The organism is Pseudomonas sp. AOB-7, from assembly GCF_003696305.1.
GTDB lineage: Bacteria > Pseudomonadota > Gammaproteobacteria > Pseudomonadales > Pseudomonadaceae > Aquipseudomonas.
Genome location: NZ_RFFK01000013.1, coordinates 106,876 through 123,626, shown reverse-complemented (window position 1 = coordinate 123,626; position 16,751 = coordinate 106,876). Strand labels below are relative to the sequence as shown.

Below are 16,751 nucleotides of genomic sequence, written 5' to 3'. Positions count from 1 at the left end.
AAGTTGAAGTCGTCGCCCTCGACGCCGCCAAAAGTCATCTCTTCGCGGCTGGCGTCGTTGCGCTGGCTGTTCTTCCAGAACTGGCCACCGTAGAGGGTCAGGCCGTCGATCTCGTTGGAGGTCAGCTGGGCGCCCTGGAAGGTCTGCGGCAGCGAGCGGCCGTCGTCGGCGCGGAGGATCGGCAGCACGGCGAACCACTCGCCGACCTTCAGCTCGGTCTTGGACAGCTTCGCCTTGGCGGCCACCGCGGTGCGGCCGAAGTCGTCCGGGGCGTGGCGCTCGTTGCCGGTGCCGTGGACCGGCAGCAGCTGGCTGCCGATGGTGCCCTTGCCGCCGTCGAGCTTGACCGAGTACAGGCCGAGCAGGTCGAGGCCGAATCCGACGGTGCCCTGGGTGAAGCCGGATCGGGCGTCGAGGATGAAGCTCTGCGTCCACTCGGCGGCCTGGCCCTGGTCGTCGCCTTGCACCTGTGGGCCGGTGTGGTTGAGGAAGTTGCGGTTGAAGTAGTAGTTGCGCAGGCCGAGGGTGACCTTGGTGTCTTCGACGAAGCCGGCGGCGTGGGTGGCGGTGGGCAGGACGAGGGCCAGCGCCGTGCTGCCGATCAGGGCCAGAGGAAGGGCGTTGCGTGCGGTCATTGTTGTTGTGCTCCCAGTTTTTGAACAAACCGTCCCCCTGCCGGCCTACTCGGGGCCCGCATGATGGGAGGGTGGTGGGTGCCCCGGCGGGGCGGCAGACCGGCCGTCATGGCCGGTCATTGCCAGGGGCTGGGGTCAGCCTCCGGCGAATCCGGTTCGATGGCGTCTGGCGGCGATGGATGCCGTGCAGGAGAGGCGGTGCTGCGCTGGGGAGAAGACGAGGGTGGTCATGGTCTGGCCCTGGTTCTTGTTGTTATTGGTGTTATACGTCGTCATACAACCGTGCGGATTATCGACAGCCTTTTCTGCGCTTGTCAACGCATGCCTAGACCAAGGTCGCAGGTGCTTCTCGCCTGTAATCGCCGTTTTATCTGGATTTATGCTGGCTAAGGGGCTCTGGCCTGGGCTTCGCGCGGTTGGCTGCAGGGCAGTGGGTTCCTCTACTGTTGTGTGATAACGTATGACATTTTCCAGTCATCGCCCCGAGACACCATGCCCCATTGCCTGATCGAAGCCGCCCACCAGCTGAGTCGCCTGATCGACCCGCAGGAGTTGGTGCGCAGCGCCGCGGATAGCGGCCTGTTTCAGCCGGGCGAGGTCAAGGTGCGACTGAACCTGTACCAGCAGCATTGCGTCGGCGGCGAGCCGGGCGACTTCGTCCAGCTGATCTTCTAGGTGTTGGCCGGCCGCAGCGACGAGGACAAGCGCGCCCTGTCGCGCCGGGTGGTGCGCGGCTGCCGCAGGTGCCGACGGTTTCCCTGGATGTGCGCGACATTCGGTGGGAAAGCTTCGGCAACCGGCGCAATTGCCTGGGCGATTAGCCGGGTTCGAGCAGGCGCGGCCCTGCCCCTTGCTCGCCGAGCTGATCCTGGGGGTTGCGCAGCGGGCAGTCCTGCATCGACAGGCAGCCGCAGCCGATGCAGCCGGTGAGCAGGTCGCGCAAGCAGGTCAATTGTTCGATGCGCGCGTCCAGGTCGCGTTGCCACTGCGCGGACAGGCGCTGCCAGTCGGCCGCCGTGGGCGTGTGGTCGGCAGGCAGGCTGGCCAGCGCGGCGCCGATGTCGGCCAGGGGAATGCCCAGGCGCTGCGCCACCTTGATGATTGCCACCCGGCGCAGCACCTCGCGCGGGTAGCGGCGCTGATTGCCGGCATTGCGCTGGCTGTGGATCAGGCCCTTGGCCTCGTAGAAGTGCAGGGTGGAGATCGCCACTCCGCTGCGTTCGGCCACCTGGCCGACGCTCAGGGGGCGCTCGAAACGCGGGTTGCAGGGCGACATGAAAAATCCCTCTTGACCTCAAGTTAAGTTGAGGTTTTACCCTCGGCCACCTCGATTGACAACCCCGAGGGCATTTCCATGCAGGACAGAGTTCGACTGGTACTGATCTACGGCAGCGTGCGCGAGGGTCGCTTCTGCGACCGCGTGGTGGCCTGGGCGTGCGAGCAGATCGCCCAGCGCAGCGAGTTCGAGCTGAGCCTGGTCGACCCGGCCGCGATGTTCCGCCAGCCTGGCGAGGCGCCCGGGGCGGGCGAGGCGCGGCATCAGGCGTTGCAGCAGTTGCTGCGCGCCGATGCCTTCCTGATCGTCACCCCGGAGTACAACCACGGCTATCCGGCGGCGCTCAAGCAGTTCATCGACGAGGTGCCGGCCTCCTGGGAGGCGCGCCCGGTGGGCTTCGTCAGCTATGGCGGGGTGTCCGGCGGCCTGCGCGCGGTGGAGCAGCTGCGCCAGGTGCTGGTGGAAATGCACGGCATGACGGTGCGCAGTTCGGTGAGTTTCGCCAATGCCTGGGAGCAGTTCGACGAGCGCGGCCGGCTGCGCGAGCCGCGCCACGCCAACTCGGCCATGGCGCACCTGCTGGTGCAGCTGAACTGGTGGGCGCAGACCTTGCGCGCCGGGCGCGAGCGGGTGGCTTATGAGCGGGTCAGGGGGTAGGGGCTCCTGCCAGGTACCGAGGCTTGCGGGCAGGCGGCGATTTGCTGAAGCTGCGCGGGTCGCCATTGACCGGAGAAGAACATGCAGCTGGCTGCCCCCTTTCCCATTCTGCGCAGCTTCGACGAGTTGCGCGCACGGGCCTTCTATATCGATTACCTGGGTTTTGCCGAGGATTGGGCGCACCGTTTCGAACCGCAGCTGCCGCTGTACCTGCAGCTGTCGCGCGGGCGTTGCGTGCTGCATCTGTCCGAGCACCATGGTGACTGCTGCCCTGGCGCGGCGCTGCGTATCGCCTGCGACGATCTGGATGGGCTGCTGAACGAACTGCGCGGCAAGGACTACGACTTCGCCCGACCTGCCATCGTCGCGCAGCCCTGGGGACGTGATCTGGCGCTGAGCGATCCGTTCGGCAATCGCCTGATCTTTACCGAGCCGAGCTGAGAACGCTGCGTAGGAGGCGGCTGGCCGGCGATGCTCCTAACGGCAGCCGGCAGCGCGGGATCGATGGCAACAACGAGGTAGCCCGCAATGCAGCCGGGCGACGAGAGCTGGCGTTGGGTGGATGAACACAGCAGCATCCACCCTGCGCCTGACGCTTAGCCGCGGTAGTAGCGCTGCGGCACGAACGGCGTCTTGGCCACCTTCATCGCCACGCGCTTGCCGCGCACCAGGGCCCAGACTTCGCTGCCCACGGCGGCGTGGCTGGCCTTGAGGTAGCCCATGGCCACCGGCGCGCCGAGGGTCGGGCCGAAGCCGCCGCTGCACACCCGGCCGATCACCTGGCCTTCGCTGTCGACGATCTCGGCGCCTTCGCGTACCGGCACGCGCTCCTGCGGCAGCAGGCCGACGCGCTTTTCCGCCACGCCGTCGCGCTGCTGTTCGAAGATGCGTCCGGCGCCGGGGAAGTTGCCGGCGCGCTCGCCGCCTTCGCGGCGCACCTTGGAGATGGCCCACAGCAGGCTGGCTTCGATCGGCGTGGTGGCGCTGCTCATGTCGTGGCCGTACAGGCACAGGCCGGCTTCCAGGCGCAGCGAGTCACGCGCGCCGAGGCCGATGGCCTCGACTTCCGCTTCGGCCAGCAGGCTGCGCGCCAGGGCTTCGGCCTGCTCCACCGGCACCGAGATCTCGAAACCGTCTTCGCCGGTGTAGCCGCTGCGGCTGACGATGCATTCGCTGCCCAGCAGGCGCACGCGGGCGACCTGCATGAAGGTCATCTTGCTCACCTCGGGGGCCAGGCGGGCCAGCACCTCGACGGCCTTGGGGCCTTGCAGGGCGAGCAGGGCGCGCTCCTCGAACAGGCACTCGATCCGGCACTGCTCGCCGATGTGCTGCTTGAGGTGAGCCAGGTCCTGCTCCTTGCAGGCGGCGTTGACCACCAGGTACAGGGTGTCGTCGCCGAGGTTGGCGACCATCAGGTCGTCGAGGATGCCGCCGTTCTCGTCGGTGAACATGGCGTAGCGCTGCAGGCCCACCGGCAGGTCGATGATGTCCACCGGCACCAGGGATTCCAGGGCGCGCGCGGCGTGCTCGCCGCGCAGGAGGATTTGGCCCATGTGCGAGACGTCGAACAGGCCGGCGGCGTCGCGGCAGTGCAGGTGTTCCTTCATCACGCCCAGCGGGTACTGCACGGGCATTTCAAAGCCGGCGAAGGGCACCATGCGCGCGCCGAGTTCCAGGTGCAGGGCATGTAGCGGGGTTTTGGCGAGGGTCTCAGAGGTCATTTCGATTTCCTGTAGGGTGCGCCGCGCGCACCGGGTCGTGAGCAATGCGTGTGTCGGATGGGATCGTTGCTGCGCGCGGCCTAGGCGGCCCCGCACACCCGACGAATCAGCATTCGATGATATTGACGGCCAGACCGCCGCGAGCGGTTTCCTTGTACTTGCTCTTCATGTCGGCGCCGGTCTGGCGCATGGTGCGGATCACCTTGTCCAGCGAGACGAAGTGCTGGCCGTCGCCGCGCAGGGCCATGCGCGCGGCGTTGATCGCCTTGACCGAGCCCATGGCGTTGCGCTCGATGCAGGGCACCTGGACCAGGCCGCCGATGGGGTCGCAGGTCAGGCCGAGGTTGTGCTCCATGCCGATCTCGGCGGCGTTCTCCACCTGGTTGACGCTGCCGCCGAGCACTTCGCACAGGGCGCCGGCGGCCATCGAGCAGGCCACGCCGACCTCGCCCTGGCAGCCGACTTCGGCGCCGGAAATCGAGGCGTTTTCCTTGTACAGGATGCCGATGGCGGCGGCGGTGAGCAGGAAGCGCACCACGCCGTCCTCGTTGGCGCCGGGCACGAAGCGGGCGTAGTAGTGCAGCACCGCCGGCACTATGCCGGCCGCGCCGTTGGTGGGGGCGGTGACCACGCGGCCGCCGCTGGCGTTTTCCTCGTTCACCGCCAGGGCGTAGAGGTTGACCCAGTCGAGCACGCTGAGGGTGTCGCGCAGGCAGGCTTCGGGGTGCTCGCTGAGCTGGCGGTGCAGCGCGGCGGCGCGACGCTTGACCTTGAGCCCGCCGGGCATGATGCCCTCGTTGCGGCAGCCGGCGGTGACGCAGTCCTGCATCACCTGCCAGATATTCAGCAGGCCGGCGCGGGTCTCCGCCTCCGGGCGCCAGGCCGCCTCGTTGGCCAGCATCAGCTGGCTGATCGACAGCTTGTGTTCGGCGCACAGCGCCAGCAGCTGCTTGCCGGTGGTAAAGGGATACTGCAGGGCGGTGCTGTCCTCGACGATGCGGTCGGCGCCGGCGGCCTGTTCGTCGACCACGAAGCCGCCGCCCACCGAGTAGTACTCGCGGGCGCGCAGCTGCAGGCCGGCGGCGTCGAAGGCGCGGAAGATCATGCCGTTGGGGTGGAAGTCCAGCGGCTTGCGGATCATCGCCAGGTGCTGCTTCTCGACGAAGGCGATGGTCTTTTCGCCGAGCAGGTTGATCTGCCCGGCGCCGCGGATGGCGGCCAGGCGCTCGGCGATGCAGCTGGTGTCGACCGTGTCGGGCTGCTCGCCCTCCAGGCCGAGCAGCACCGCCTTGTCGCTGCCGTGGCCCTTGCCGGTGGCGCCGAGCGAGCCGTACAGCTCCACCTTGACCGAGTCGGTGGCGGCCAGCAGGCCGTCGCGCTTGAGCCCCTCGACGAAGCGCGCGGCGGCGCGCATGGGGCCGACGGTATGCGAGCTGGACGGCCCGATACCTATCTTGAACAGATCGAAAACGCTCAGTGACATGTCGTACTCCTGGCGGCGCCGGTTGGCCCCTCCCCTGAGAGAGGGGAGGGCCGGCGCCCGCCTTATCAGTCAGCGTAGACCGGGAAGGTGGCGCAGAGGTCGGCGACCTGACCACGGACACGCGCGATCACCGCCGGGTTGTCCAGCTCGTCGAGGATGTCGCAGATCCAGCCGGCCAAGGTGCGGCATTCGCCTTCCTTGAAGCCGCGGGTGGTCACCGCCGGGGTACCGATGCGGATGCCCGAGGTGACGAACGGCGACTGCGGGTCGTTCGGCACGGCGTTCTTGTTCACCGTGATATGGGCTGCGCCCAGCGCCGCGTCGGCCGCCTTGCCGGTCAGGGCCTGCTTGACCAGGCTGATCAGCATCAGGTGGTTGTCGGTGCCGCCGGAGACCACGTCATAGCCGCGCTGGACGAACACCGCCGCCATGCCGCGGGCGTTGTCGATCACCTGCTGCTGGTAGGTCTTGAAGCCCGGCTCCAGCGCTTCCTTGAAGCACACCGCCTTGGCCGCGATGACGTGCATCAGCGGGCCGCCCTGGGCACCGGGGAACACGGCGGAGTTGAGCTTCTTCTCGATCTCTTCGTTCTTGCGCGCGAGGATCAGGCCGCCACGCGGGCCGCGCAGGGTCTTGTGCGTGGTGGTGGTGACCACGTCGGCGAATGGCACCGGGTTGGGGTACAGACCGGCGGCCACGAGTCCCGCCACATGGGCCATATCGACGAACAGCAGCGCCCCGACCTGNGCCACATGGGCCATATCGACGAACAGCAGCGCCCCGACCTGGTCGGCGATGGCGCGGAAACGCGGGAAGTCCAGCACGCGCGAATAGGCCGAGAAACCGGCGACGATCATCTTCGGCTTGTGCTCGATGGCCAGGCGCTCGACTTCGTCGTAGTCGATCAGGCCGTTCTCGTCGATGCCGTACTGCACGGCGTTGTACAGCTTGCCCGAGGACGACACCTTGGCGCCGTGGGTCAGGTGGCCGCCATGGGCCAGGCTCATGCCGAGAATGGTATCGCCGGCGCTCAGCAGCGCCAGGTACACGGCGCTGTTGGCCGAGGAGCCCGAGTGCGGCTGCACGTTGGCGTAGTCGGCGCCGAACAGTTGCTTGGCGCGCTCGATGGCCAGCGCCTCGACCTTGTCCACATGCTCGCAGCCACCGTAGTAGCGCTTGCCCGGATAGCCTTCGGCGTACTTGTTGGTCAGGCCGCTGCCTTGCGCCTGCATCACGCGCTGGCTGCAGTAGTTCTCCGAGGCGATCAGCTCGATGTGGTCTTCCTGGCGCTGTTCTTCGGCCTGGATCGCCGCGAGCAGGGCGTCGTCATAGCCCTGCAGTTGGTCGTGCTTGCTGAACATGGTGAGGCCCTCTTTATCGTTTTTCTCGGGATGCAGTCGGCCCGCCCCGGTGAGGGGAGCCGAATGGAAACTGGGTAGAGCGATGAACCTTCCCTCTCCCGCACGCGGGAGAGGGAAGGTTATGGGCGCTTACGCGTCCTGATACGCCTCGATGGACGGGCAGGCGCAGACCAGGTTGCGGTCGCCGTAGACGTTGTCCACGCGGCCGACCGGCGGCCAGTACTTGGCCTCGATCAGGCTCGCCAGCGGGTACACGGCCTGCTCGCGGCTGTAGGCGTGGTGCCAGTCGCCGACCAGTTCCAGGGCGGTGTGCGGGGCGTTCTTCAGCGGGTTGTCGTCCTTGTCCAGGCGGCCCTGCTCGACCGCGCGGATTTCCTCGCGGATGGCGATCATGGCGTCGCAGAAGCGATCCAGCTCTTCCTTGGATTCGCTCTCGGTCGGCTCGATCATCAGGGTGCCGGCCACCGGGAAGGACATGGTCGGGGCGTGGAAGCCGAAGTCGATCAGGCGCTTGGCCACGTCGTCGACGCTGATGCCGCTGCTGTCCTTGAGCGGACGGATGTCGAGGATGCACTCGTGCGCCACCAGGCCGCCTTCGCCGGAGTACAGCACCGGGTAGTGCTCTTCCAGACGACGGGCGATGTAGTTGGCGTTGAGAATCGCCATCTGCGACGCGCGCTTGAGGCCGTTGCCGCCCATCATGGTGATGTACATCCAGGTGATCGGCAGGATGCTGGCGCTGCCGAACGGCGCGGCGCTCACCGCACCTTCCTTGCGCGCCATGTGGCCATGGCCCGGCAGGAACGGCGCCAGGTGCGACTTGACGCCAATCGGGCCGACGCCCGGGCCGCCGCCGCCGTGAGGGATGCAGAAAGTCTTGTGCAGGTTCAGGTGCGAGACGTCGCCGCCGAACTGACCCGGCGCGCAGAGGCCGACCATGGCGTTCATGTTGGCGCCGTCGATATACACCTGGCCGCCGTTGTCGTGGATGATCTGGCAGATCTCGCGGATGCCTTCCTCGAACACACCGTGGGTGGACGGGTAGGTGATCATGATCGCGGCCAGGCGATCCTTGTGCTCTTCGGCCTTGGCCTTCAGATCGGCGATGTCGACGTTGCCGCGGGCATCACAGGCGGTCACCACCACGCGCATGCCGGCCATGGAGGCGGTCGCCGGGTTGGTACCGTGGGCCGATTGCGGGATCAGGCAGATGTCGCGCTGATCGTCGCCACGGCTCAGGTGATAGGCGCGGATGGCCAAGAGACCCGCGTACTCGCCCTGGGAACCGGCGTTGGGCTGCAGCGACACGGCGTCGTAGCCGGTGGCGGCGCAGAGCATGGCTTCCAGTTCCGTGGTCAGCTGGGTGTAACCCGCAGCCTGCTCGACCGGAGCGAAGGGGTGCAGGTTGCCGAACTCCGGCCAGGTGACCGGGATCATCTCGCTGGCGGCGTTGAGCTTCATGGTGCAGGAGCCCAGCGGGATCATGCTGCGATCCAGGGCCAGGTCCTTGTCGGCCAGCTTGCGCAGGTAGCGCATCAGCTCAGTTTCGCTGTGGTAGCGGTTGAACACTTCGTGCTGCAGGATGGCCGATTGGCGCAGCAGGCCTTGCGGCAGGCGGCTGGCGATCTGTGCGGCCAGATCGCTGACCGCAGGGGCGGCCTGATCGCCGGCGAACAGTGCCAGCAGCGCTTCGACGGCGGCCTGGTCGGTGGTTTCGTCCAGCGACAGACCCAGACGCTCGGCGTCGATCTCGCGCAGGTTGATGCCGGCGGCACGGGCCTTGGCATGCAGCTCGGCGGTCTTGGCGCCGGTCTTGATGCTCAGGGTGTCGAAGAAGTGCTGCTGCTCGACGCTGTGGCCCAGCTTGGTCAGGCCCAGGGCGAGGATGGCGGTGAAGCTGTGCACGCGCTGCGCGATGGCGGTCAGGCCTTTCGGGCCGTGGTACACGGCGTACATGCTGGCGATGTTGGCCAGCAGCACCTGGGCGGTACAGATGTTGCTGGTGGCCTTCTCGCGGCGGATGTGCTGCTCGCGGGTCTGCATGGCCAGGCGCAGGGCCGGCTTGCCGAAACGGTCCACCGACATGCCGACCAGACGGCCCGGCATGTCGCGCTTGAACGCGTCGCGGGTGGCGAAGTAGGCGGCGTGCGGGCCGCCGAAGCCCAGCGGTACACCGAAGCGCTGGGCGCTGCCCAGTGCGACGTCGGCGCCGAACTCGCCCGGCGGGGTGAGCAGGGTCAGGGCCAGCAGGTCGGCAGCCACGGCCACGAGGGCACCCGCAGCATGGAAGCGCTCGACCAGGGCGCGGTAGTCGAAGATGTCGCCGTTGCTCGCCGGGTACTGCAGCAGCGCGCCGAAGTAGGCGCTGGCATCGGTGATGGCGGCTTCGTCGCCGACTTCAACTTCGATGCCCAGCGGCTCGGCACGGGTGCGCAGCACGTCGAGGGTCTGCGGGTGGCAGTGCTGGGAGGCGAAGAAGGTGTTGCTGGCCTTGTTCTTCGACAGACGCTTGCAGAAGGTCATGGCCTCGGCGGCGGCGGTGGCCTCGTCGAGCAAGGATGCGTTGGCGATCTGCATGCCGGTGAGGTCGCTGATCAGGGTCTGGAAGTTCAGCAGCGCTTCCAGGCGGCCCTGGGAAATCTCCGGCTGGTACGGGGTGTAGGCGGTGTACCAGGCCGGGTTCTCCAGCAGGTTGCGCAGGATCGGGCTCGGCGTGTGGGTGCCGTAATAACCCTGGCCGATGAAGTTCTTGAACTGCAGGTTCTTCGAGGCGATGGCTTTGATCTTGGCGAGGGCGTCGGCTTCCGACAGGCCCGGCTGCTCGCCGAGGATGCTGGTGCCCTTGATGCTCTCGGGGATCACGGCACCGGTCAGCGCATCGACCGAATCGTAGCCGAGCAGTTCGAGCATGGCGGCGGTGTCGGCATCGCGCGGGCCGATATGGCGGGCGATGAATTCGTTCTGGGTATCGAGCTTGGTCATGGCGGTCACTCAGGCGTCGGCGTTGGCGTTCAACAGACGATCATAGCCGGCCTTGTCCAGCAGGTCGGCCAGCACGGCGTTGTCAGCCAGGCGCATGCGGAAGAACCAGGCCTTGTCCAGCGGCGACTCGTTGACCAGCTCCGGGCTGCCTTCCAGGTCGGCGTTGATTTCGACGATCTCGCCGTCCAGCGGCATGACGATGTTGCTGGCGGCCTTGACCGACTCCAGCACGGCCACTTCCTCGCCCTGGGCGTAGGCCTGGGTTTGCGGCAGTTGCACGTAGACCACGTCGCCGAGCGCGTCCTGGGCGTAATGGGTGATGCCGACGGTCACCAGACCATCGTTGTCCAGACGCAGCCATTCGTGATCGGCGGTGAAACGCAACTCGCTCATGTCAACTCCTCAAGGGGCAAGGGTGCCCGCTTCTAGGCGGCGGGCATAAGGGGCGCCCACGCTCTGGCGGGCAAGATTGGGTAAACCCTTAGCAATGCTGGTGCCAATATAAAAATATTCAATAAAAACAAATACTTAAGTGTATTTATGAGGCTTGTATACAGTCCAGTGGAACGATATCGCTACGAATGCTCGCGTCGCTTTTGGCAAAGTCGAGGTCGTACCAGCGGGCACGGGGCTTTCGGCTGGATGTTGCGAAATCGTTACGATGGATCGATTTGCTTACGGTGTCCCTGAAGGCCGCGGCGTGTCTGGCTTGCGCAGTGGCGCGAGACTGAATCCGGCTGTCGCTGCGTCGGATAAGCCGGCGATTGGCTGCAGGGCTGTGGGGGCGTTAAGCCTTGCCGATTCCGTATTTACGCAGGCGCTTGGCGATGGCGGTGTGCGAGGTGCCCAGGCGCGCGGCCAGCTGGCGGCTGGAAGGATGGCTGGCGTAGAGCTTTTCCAGCAGCGCCTTCTCGTAGTCGTCCATGGCCTGTTCCAGGCTGCCGATCTCGCCATTCAGGCGCGGCGCCACCTCGGTGCCGGCGATATCCAGATCGTCGATCTCCACCCAGTTGCTGTCGCAGATGGCGGCGGCGCGGAAGATCACGTTCTGCAACTGGCGCACGTTGCCCGGCCAGCGATTGGCCAGCAGCGCCGGAAAAGTGGCCGGCGCCAGGCGGCAGGGCAGGCGCTGGATCTGCGCGCAGGCCTGGGCCATGAAGTGCTGGGCCAGCAGCAGGATGTCCTGGCCGCGCTCGCGCAGCGGCGGCACTTCCAGATTGAGCACGTTGAGGCGGTAGAACAGGTCTTCGCGGAAGCTGCCCTGGGCGACCATCTGCTCCAGGTCGCGGTGAGTGGCGCTGAGGATGCGCACGTTGACCCTGACCTCGCGCTCGCCGCCGACCCGGCGGAAGCTGCCATCGCTCAAAAAGCGCAGCAGCTTGGCCTGCAGATAGGGCGACATCTCGCCGATCTCGTCGAGAAATACCGTGCCCTGGTTGGCCAGCTCCAGCAATCCCGGCTTGCCGCCGCGCTGGGCGCCGGTAAAGGCGCCGGGGGCATAGCCGAACAGCTCGCTCTCGGCCAGGTTTTCCGGCAGCGCCGCGCAGTTCAGCGCCAGGAACGGCGCGCTGCGTCGGGCGCTGACCGCGTGGCAGGCGCGCGCCACCAGCTCCTTGCCGGTGCCGGTTTCACCCTGGATCAGCAGCGGCGCATCCAGCGCCGCCACACGCAGGGCGCGCGCCTTGAGGGTGCGAATCGGTGTCGAGTCGCCGAGCAGCGAATCGAAGCCGTCGGTGTGATCGTGGTGCAGCGCCGCCAGGCGCTCGCCGATCCGGCTCGGCGCATAGAGCGTCAGCAGGCCGCCGGCCAGGCGCCGCTCCTCGGTGATCGGCTGGGCATCGAGCAGCAGCGGCTGGCCGCCGAGGGTGACTTCGCGCAGTGGCAGACGGAACTCGGCGGCGAGCAGCGCCCGCTGCAGTTCGTCGTCGGCGAACAGCGCGGCGATGCTCTGGCCGGCCGGGGCGCTGCCGCACAGCTCGACCAGTGCCGGGTTGGCCAGCAGCACGGTGGCGCGATCATCCACCGCCAGCACCGGGTCGGGCATGGCGGCGAGCAGGGCGTCGAGCTGCAGGCGGCGGCGCTGGCCGGGGAGGATATCGACCACCTGCACGCTCTGCACGCCATGCACCTGCAACAGCGCATCGCGCAGCTCGTCGAGCACGGCGGCGCTCAGGGTCGGTGCGTCGATATAGACGTTTGGCGGTACCATCTCCACCGCATCGAGGTTCAGATTGCGCCCGCCGAGCAGCGCCAGGACTTCCTGGGTAATGCCGACGCGGTCGATAAAGCTGACGTGGATGCGCATTGATGACGGTCGAAATGGGCGAACAGGCGGCGATTATGCCTGCTCCGCCCGGCATGAGGAAAAGGGCAACACCGTGAGCACAGAAAAACCGAGCCGTGCCGACTACCACCGTAAGCACCAGGGACGCGCCGAAGCCGAGGCCCAGCGCCTGCTGGCGCGCAAGGCCGAACTGCAAGGGCGCTGGCTGCCCTGGGTGGCGCAGGAGCTGTACCAGCTCAGCCCGCCGGAGTTCGTCAATATGGTGCGTCGCGAGTTGCAGCGTCTTTCATAGCCGCGATTCCGACGGCGCGGCGTGCGCACCGGCCTCATTTTCGTTGGTGCGCACTACCTGGGCGGCCCCGCGACACCCTACGACCTACGCGCGCAGCGGCTCATCTCCACCTTGCCCACATGCGGGTTGCCCCAACCCATGACACAGGCCACCTGCTGATTGCGCTGCTGCTCCCAGGGCTTGACCGGGTAGGCCTTGTCCCAGGCCTGGTAGAGCTGGCGATCCTGCTTGGACAGACGCAGCTGGTAACGGTCGGCCATATAGAAATAGGTGCGCGCGATCATCCCGCGAATGGCCGGGCGCGGCATCACCTTGCGCGCCTTGAAATCCACCACCGTCTGGCACTGGCCGTACTGGTGCGGCTGTTGCGGCAGCCAGGCGAAGCTGTAGTTGCTGCGGTCGCCGTTGACCTCGCCGATGCTCGGCACCAGGTTGTGCAGATCGGCCTCGGCCTTGCGGAACTGCGCATCCTTGGCCGCACAGTTCTTGCGCCCGCCGTGCTGCCAGCACTGGCGCTGATGGCCGATCACCCAGGCCGGGACTATATGCTCCCACTCGATGCGCTTGGCGCGGCCCGCGTTCTTGCGCGGGCTGTAGCCGCAGGAGCGTAGATCGACCCGATTGCCGCTGTACTTGCAGCCGCAGTAGAACTCGGTGGACTGCTTGGCATACAGCGGCCAGGCCAGGCGCTTGGCCTCGGCGAAGCTGGCGGGGGCGGCGTTGAGGGAGAAGCTGGCGAGACAGCAGAGCAGGGGGATAAGGCATCGAATCATGGGGCGCCAGGGTAGCCGTCACTGCTGTCGACGTGAAGTAAAAAGTCTCTTTTTTTCAAATGCTTAGATGGTGGCAATGGGCCGCGTCAAAGCCTCCCAGCAGGCTGCTGGCAGAAGGTGGTGGCGGTAATCGCCATGGGCAAGTTCGTCGAAGGTCTGCTGGAAAGCGTCCAGCAGAGGGATGAAATTCGCCGCGGCGAACCTCAGCCCTCGCGGGCGTTTACCCTGGACGCGCTGCAGGTGCGGAAAGTCTGTACAGCCACCGGACTGATCCAGGCCAAGTTCGCGGCCATCATCGATGTTCGACTCGGCTCGCTGCGCAACCGGGAACAGGGTCGGCGTGAACCTGGCGGCCCGGTCAGGGCGTTGCTGCGTGCGATCCACAACGACCCGAAGCACGCCATCCTGGCACTGTCCGCCTAAGCCCGTCTGCATGGCTGGTCGATTTCGACACTTCTTCGACGCCAGCGAACCCCAGAAACGAAAAAGCCCTGTAAATACAGGGCTTTAACTTGCTGAATTCTGGAGCGGGCGAAGGGAATCGAACCCTCGTCATGAGCTTGGGAAGCTCAGGTAATGCCATTATACGACGCCCGCGGCGGGTGCCTTTATACCGGAACTCGGCGGGGAAATGAAGGGCGAACCGGTGCTGGTCGTGCATCCGGTTCGCCGTGGGGCCTGCTCATACGGCGATGGCCTGCAACTCCTGCAGCCCGCCACGGCGTGGCAGCAGCAGGCGCTTGCTGGGGGCGTTGAAGAAGTCCAGCAGCACGCGTTGGGTCTGCAGCCAGGCGTCCTTGTGCTCCATGTCGAGGAAGTGGCCGGCGTCGTTGATCACGGCGAACTGGGCGTTATCGAGGTGCTGGGCGAACAGGCAGGCGTCTTCCACCGAGGTGTATTCGTCGCGGTCGCCGTTGACGAACAGCAGGGGGATGTCGATGGCCTGCAGGCATTCCTTGCGGCAGTGCGCTTCCAGGCTGAGCACCTGTTTGATATGGGCATACATCTGCCAGTACTCGTGCTCGTCGAGGGTGCTGACGTGCTTGTGGTTGAAGCGCTTGAACAGCGATGGCAGGTGTTTGCCGATGGTGCTGTTGACCAGCAGGGCGATGTTGTCGCGGTCCACCGCGCCGAGAAAGCGCAGGCCCTTGTGCAGGTAGTCGAGCATCGGCACGTTGAGGATCGGCGAGAAGGAGCAGATCGCCGCCTTCTCCAGACTCGCCGGACGCTGGGCTAGGGCGAGCATGGAGGCGACGCCGCCCCAGGAGAAGGACATCAGGTAGTTGGCGCCATGGTGGTCGATCAGCTTGAGCAGGATCGCGGCTTCGTCTTCCTTGCTGATGGGCGTGAAGTCGCTGTTGAACGGCTTGGACTGACCGGCGTACGGCAGATCGAAGGCCACCACGTTGAACTGCGGCTGCAGGTATTTGATGGTCTGGGTGAAGGACGCCGTGGTCGCCAGGGAGCCGTTGACCAGGATGATCGTCTTGCTCGCTGCCGGGTTGCCGTAGAACTCCGTGTGAACCTTGTGCTTCCTGTTGATCTCGACGACTGCGGTTTGTGGCCTCATGTCGTTTCCTCCTGGCGCAAGTGTGACGAGGCGAGCGGTGGGCCGTTCGCAAGCTTTTGGGCAGTCAGATAAACGCCTGGACATGACAACCTAATGTCAGGCTGGAGGATTTTATAATTCTTTGATTTTCAATCAGTTAGGATCGAAACAGAGCGACTGCCCAAGCCTTTTAAAGGCCGGGAGCGAGGGCGGTGTTACCAGGCAGGAATCCAGTTCGCGCAGGGCGCAAGCAACCGATGGAACGCTTAGATGTCTGCTGTGACTCATTGGTCACGCCGAGACTTATGGTTCGATTTAAGCAGCGCCCTTGCAGCCATGCAAGAGCGAGTCACAGCTTTATCGCATATTGCTGCTGCCGTTGGTCGGTTAGCTTGCGAACGATTGCCGGCGTTGCCAGCGCCCCTCAAACGCTGGCGATTTCCGCGCGGGTCAGTGGACGGTATTGGCCGGGGGCAAGCGCGGGGTCGAGGTGGATCTCGCCCATGCTCTCGCGGTGCAGGGCGACGACCCGATTGCGGAAGTGGCCGAACATGCGCTTGACCTGATGGTAGCGGCCCTCGAACAGGGTCAGGCGAGCGCTGTGGCTGCCGAGCAGTTCGAGCCGGGCGGGCAGGGTGGTGAGGTCTTCATAGGCGAAGTACAGGCCGCGGGCGAAGACTTCGGCGTACTCGGCGGTGATCGGCTGTTCGGTGTCGACGAGGTAGACCTTGGGCTTGCGCTGCTGCGGCTGGGTGATGCGCCGCGACCAGCGCCCGTCGTTGGTGATCAGCAGCAGGCCGCTGGTATTCAGATCCAGGCGGCCGGCCAGGTGCAGGTCGTGTCTGTCCGGCTCGTCGAGCAGGTCGAGGACGGTGCGGTGTTCGTCGTGCTCGGTGGCACTGACCACGCCGACCGGCTTGTGCAGCATCCAGTAGCGCGCGCTACGCCCGGCTTGCAGCAGTTCGTCGTCCAGCTCGACGCGCTGGAAGTCGCGCACGTCGAAGCGCGGGTCGTGAATTACCGCGCCGTCCACCCGCAAACGCCCGGCGCTGATCAGCAGGCGGCTGTCCTGGCGGCTGAAACGGGGGAAGTTGCTGAGGAAGCGGTCGAGGCGCATGGCTCAGTCCTGCTCGTCGCGCCGGTCGCGCTCGGCGGCTTCGACCACACCCGCGCAGGCCGGGCACAGGCAGGCCTGGTCGCGCTGTTCGGGCGTCAGGCGCTCGAGCACAGCCGGGTCGATGCGGGCCACGAAGCACCAGCAGGCCTGGATGTCCGGCGCGCCGTCGGCCAGGGCGCAAGCGTTGCCCTGGCCACAGAGCGGGCAGCGTTGTGCGGGGTTCACGGCTCGTCGTCCAGGGTGGCGGCGCAGACGCGGTTGCGCCCGCCCTGCTTGGCCCGGTACAGCGCCCAGTCGCGCAGGAAGGTGTCGTGCGACATCATCGAGGCGATCTGGGTGGGGCGGATCAGGTCCTTCTGGATTTCCGAGTAGATGTTGTCCGAGGTCAGCGGCAGCTCGGTGTTGACGATGTTGTGGCGGATGCTCGCGCGCGAGGCGTAGTAGCTGGCCAGGCTGGTGGCAAGGAAGCCGCCCGGTAGGAGCAGGAGGGGGATCTGGGCCTTGCGCGAAGTGCTGAATGCCATGAGGTCGGGGCCTTGGAGACGTGGAGCAATGCTAGCGTGCCGCCGCAGGCGCGTCATCGGTGCCCGTGCGATTTGCGCTTGCGTGCCGCGGCCGCCG

17 protein-coding genes, 1 tRNA gene and 1 pseudogene are annotated in these 16,751 nt (G+C 66.3%); 5 read left to right on the top strand and 14 right to left on the bottom strand.

The window, feature by feature from the left end:
• Nucleotides 1-635 (bottom strand): OprD family outer membrane porin (locus EA796_RS19975; RefSeq protein WP_122109857.1); only part of this gene is annotated, 635 nt, incomplete at its 3' end.
• A 492-nt stretch (nt 636-1,127) separates the two neighbouring features.
• Between EA796_RS19975 and EA796_RS23490 the strand changes: the two genes are divergently transcribed.
• Nucleotides 1,128-1,310, top strand: coding sequence for a hypothetical protein (locus EA796_RS23490; protein WP_256679232.1), 183 nt, complete (start codon nt 1,128-1,130; stop codon nt 1,308-1,310).
• A 142-nt stretch (nt 1,311-1,452) separates the two neighbouring features.
• Here the strand turns inward: EA796_RS23490 and soxR are convergent, their stop codons facing one another.
• Nucleotides 1,453-1,911, bottom strand: a complete 459-nt coding sequence (gene soxR, locus EA796_RS19965) for a redox-sensitive transcriptional activator SoxR (protein ID WP_021443043.1) — start codon at nt 1,909-1,911, stop codon at nt 1,453-1,455.
• A 78-nt stretch (nt 1,912-1,989) separates the two neighbouring features.
• Between soxR and EA796_RS19960 the strand changes: the two genes are divergently transcribed.
• On the top strand, nt 1,990-2,568 hold the full coding sequence (locus tag EA796_RS19960) for an NADPH-dependent FMN reductase (RefSeq protein WP_021443042.1): 579 nt from the start codon (nt 1,990-1,992) through the stop codon (nt 2,566-2,568).
• Nucleotides 2,569-2,649: 81 nt separating this feature from the next.
• The gene (locus EA796_RS19955; protein ID WP_021443041.1) at nt 2,650-3,009 is read left to right on the top strand and encodes a glyoxalase superfamily protein; all 360 of its coding nucleotides are present in this window, start codon (nt 2,650-2,652) and stop codon (nt 3,007-3,009) included.
• A gap of 155 nt (nt 3,010-3,164) precedes the next feature.
• Here the strand turns inward: EA796_RS19955 and gcvT are convergent, their stop codons facing one another.
• The 6 genes from gcvT to EA796_RS19925 form a co-directional block, all read right to left on the bottom strand.
• Complete coding sequence (gcvT, locus tag EA796_RS19950) at nt 3,165-4,289, bottom strand: glycine cleavage system aminomethyltransferase GcvT (RefSeq protein WP_122109856.1); 1,125 nt, start codon at nt 4,287-4,289, stop codon at nt 3,165-3,167.
• A gap of 106 nt (nt 4,290-4,395) precedes the next feature.
• Nucleotides 4,396-5,772 carry an L-serine ammonia-lyase gene (locus EA796_RS19945; protein WP_021443039.1) on the bottom strand — a complete coding sequence of 459 codons (1,377 nt, stop codon included), beginning with the start codon at nt 5,770-5,772 and terminating at the stop codon, nt 4,396-4,398.
• A gap of 65 nt (nt 5,773-5,837) precedes the next feature.
• Nucleotides 5,838-7,133, bottom strand: a complete 1,296-nt coding sequence (gene glyA / locus EA796_RS19940) for a serine hydroxymethyltransferase (RefSeq protein WP_122109855.1) — start codon at nt 7,131-7,133, stop codon at nt 5,838-5,840.
• A gap of 129 nt (nt 7,134-7,262) precedes the next feature.
• Entirely contained in the window at nt 7,263-10,115 is a 2,853-nt protein-coding gene (gcvP, locus tag EA796_RS19935) for an aminomethyl-transferring glycine dehydrogenase (protein ID WP_122109854.1), read from the bottom strand.
• A gap of 9 nt (nt 10,116-10,124) precedes the next feature.
• On the bottom strand, nt 10,125-10,508 hold the full coding sequence (gene gcvH, locus EA796_RS19930; RefSeq protein ID WP_021443036.1) for a glycine cleavage system protein GcvH: 384 nt from the start codon (nt 10,506-10,508) through the stop codon (nt 10,125-10,127).
• Between the two features lie 394 nt (nt 10,509-10,902).
• Nucleotides 10,903-12,420, bottom strand: coding sequence for a sigma-54-dependent transcriptional regulator (locus EA796_RS19925; protein ID WP_122109853.1), 1,518 nt, complete (start codon nt 12,418-12,420; stop codon nt 10,903-10,905).
• Between the two features lie 73 nt (nt 12,421-12,493).
• On the opposite strand from EA796_RS19925, the gene EA796_RS19920 reads away from it, so the two are divergent.
• On the top strand, nt 12,494-12,691 hold the full coding sequence (locus EA796_RS19920; RefSeq protein ID WP_122109852.1) for a hypothetical protein: 198 nt from the start codon (nt 12,494-12,496) through the stop codon (nt 12,689-12,691).
• A gap of 77 nt (nt 12,692-12,768) precedes the next feature.
• Here EA796_RS19920 and EA796_RS19915 read toward each other — a convergent pair whose 3' ends face one another.
• Nucleotides 12,769-13,464: an endonuclease gene (locus tag EA796_RS19915; RefSeq protein ID WP_122109851.1), complete on the bottom strand. Its 696-nt coding sequence runs from the start codon at nt 13,462-13,464 to the stop codon at nt 12,769-12,771.
• A 135-nt stretch (nt 13,465-13,599) separates the two neighbouring features.
• On the opposite strand from EA796_RS19915, the gene EA796_RS19910 reads away from it, so the two are divergent.
• Nucleotides 13,600-13,887, top strand: a complete 288-nt coding sequence (locus tag EA796_RS19910) for a DNA-binding transcriptional regulator (RefSeq protein WP_122109850.1) — start codon at nt 13,600-13,602, stop codon at nt 13,885-13,887.
• Between the two features lie 100 nt (nt 13,888-13,987).
• Here the strand turns inward: EA796_RS19910 and EA796_RS19905 are convergent.
• The 5 genes and pseudogenes from EA796_RS19905 to EA796_RS19885 all read right to left on the bottom strand — a co-directional run.
• Nucleotides 13,988-14,061: transfer RNA gene (locus EA796_RS19905), tRNA-Gly, on the bottom strand.
• 85 nt (nt 14,062-14,146) lie between these two features.
• Nucleotides 14,147-15,034 (bottom strand): alpha/beta fold hydrolase, encoded by an 888-nt coding sequence (locus EA796_RS19900; RefSeq protein WP_122109849.1) that lies wholly within the window; start codon nt 15,032-15,034, stop codon nt 14,147-14,149.
• 403 nt (nt 15,035-15,437) lie between these two features.
• Nucleotides 15,438-16,130: a pseudouridine synthase gene (locus EA796_RS19895; protein ID WP_122109848.1), complete on the bottom strand. Its 693-nt coding sequence runs from the start codon at nt 16,128-16,130 to the stop codon at nt 15,438-15,440.
• Nucleotides 16,131-16,133: 3 nt separating this feature from the next.
• Nucleotides 16,134-16,355, bottom strand: a complete 222-nt coding sequence (locus EA796_RS19890; protein ID WP_122109847.1) for a cysteine-rich CWC family protein — start codon at nt 16,353-16,355, stop codon at nt 16,134-16,136.
• Between the two features lie 59 nt (nt 16,356-16,414).
• Nucleotides 16,415-16,654 (bottom strand): annotated as a pseudogene (locus EA796_RS19885) (GGDEF domain-containing protein); the annotation flags it as partial.
• Nucleotides 16,655-16,751: the final 97 nt, after the last annotated feature.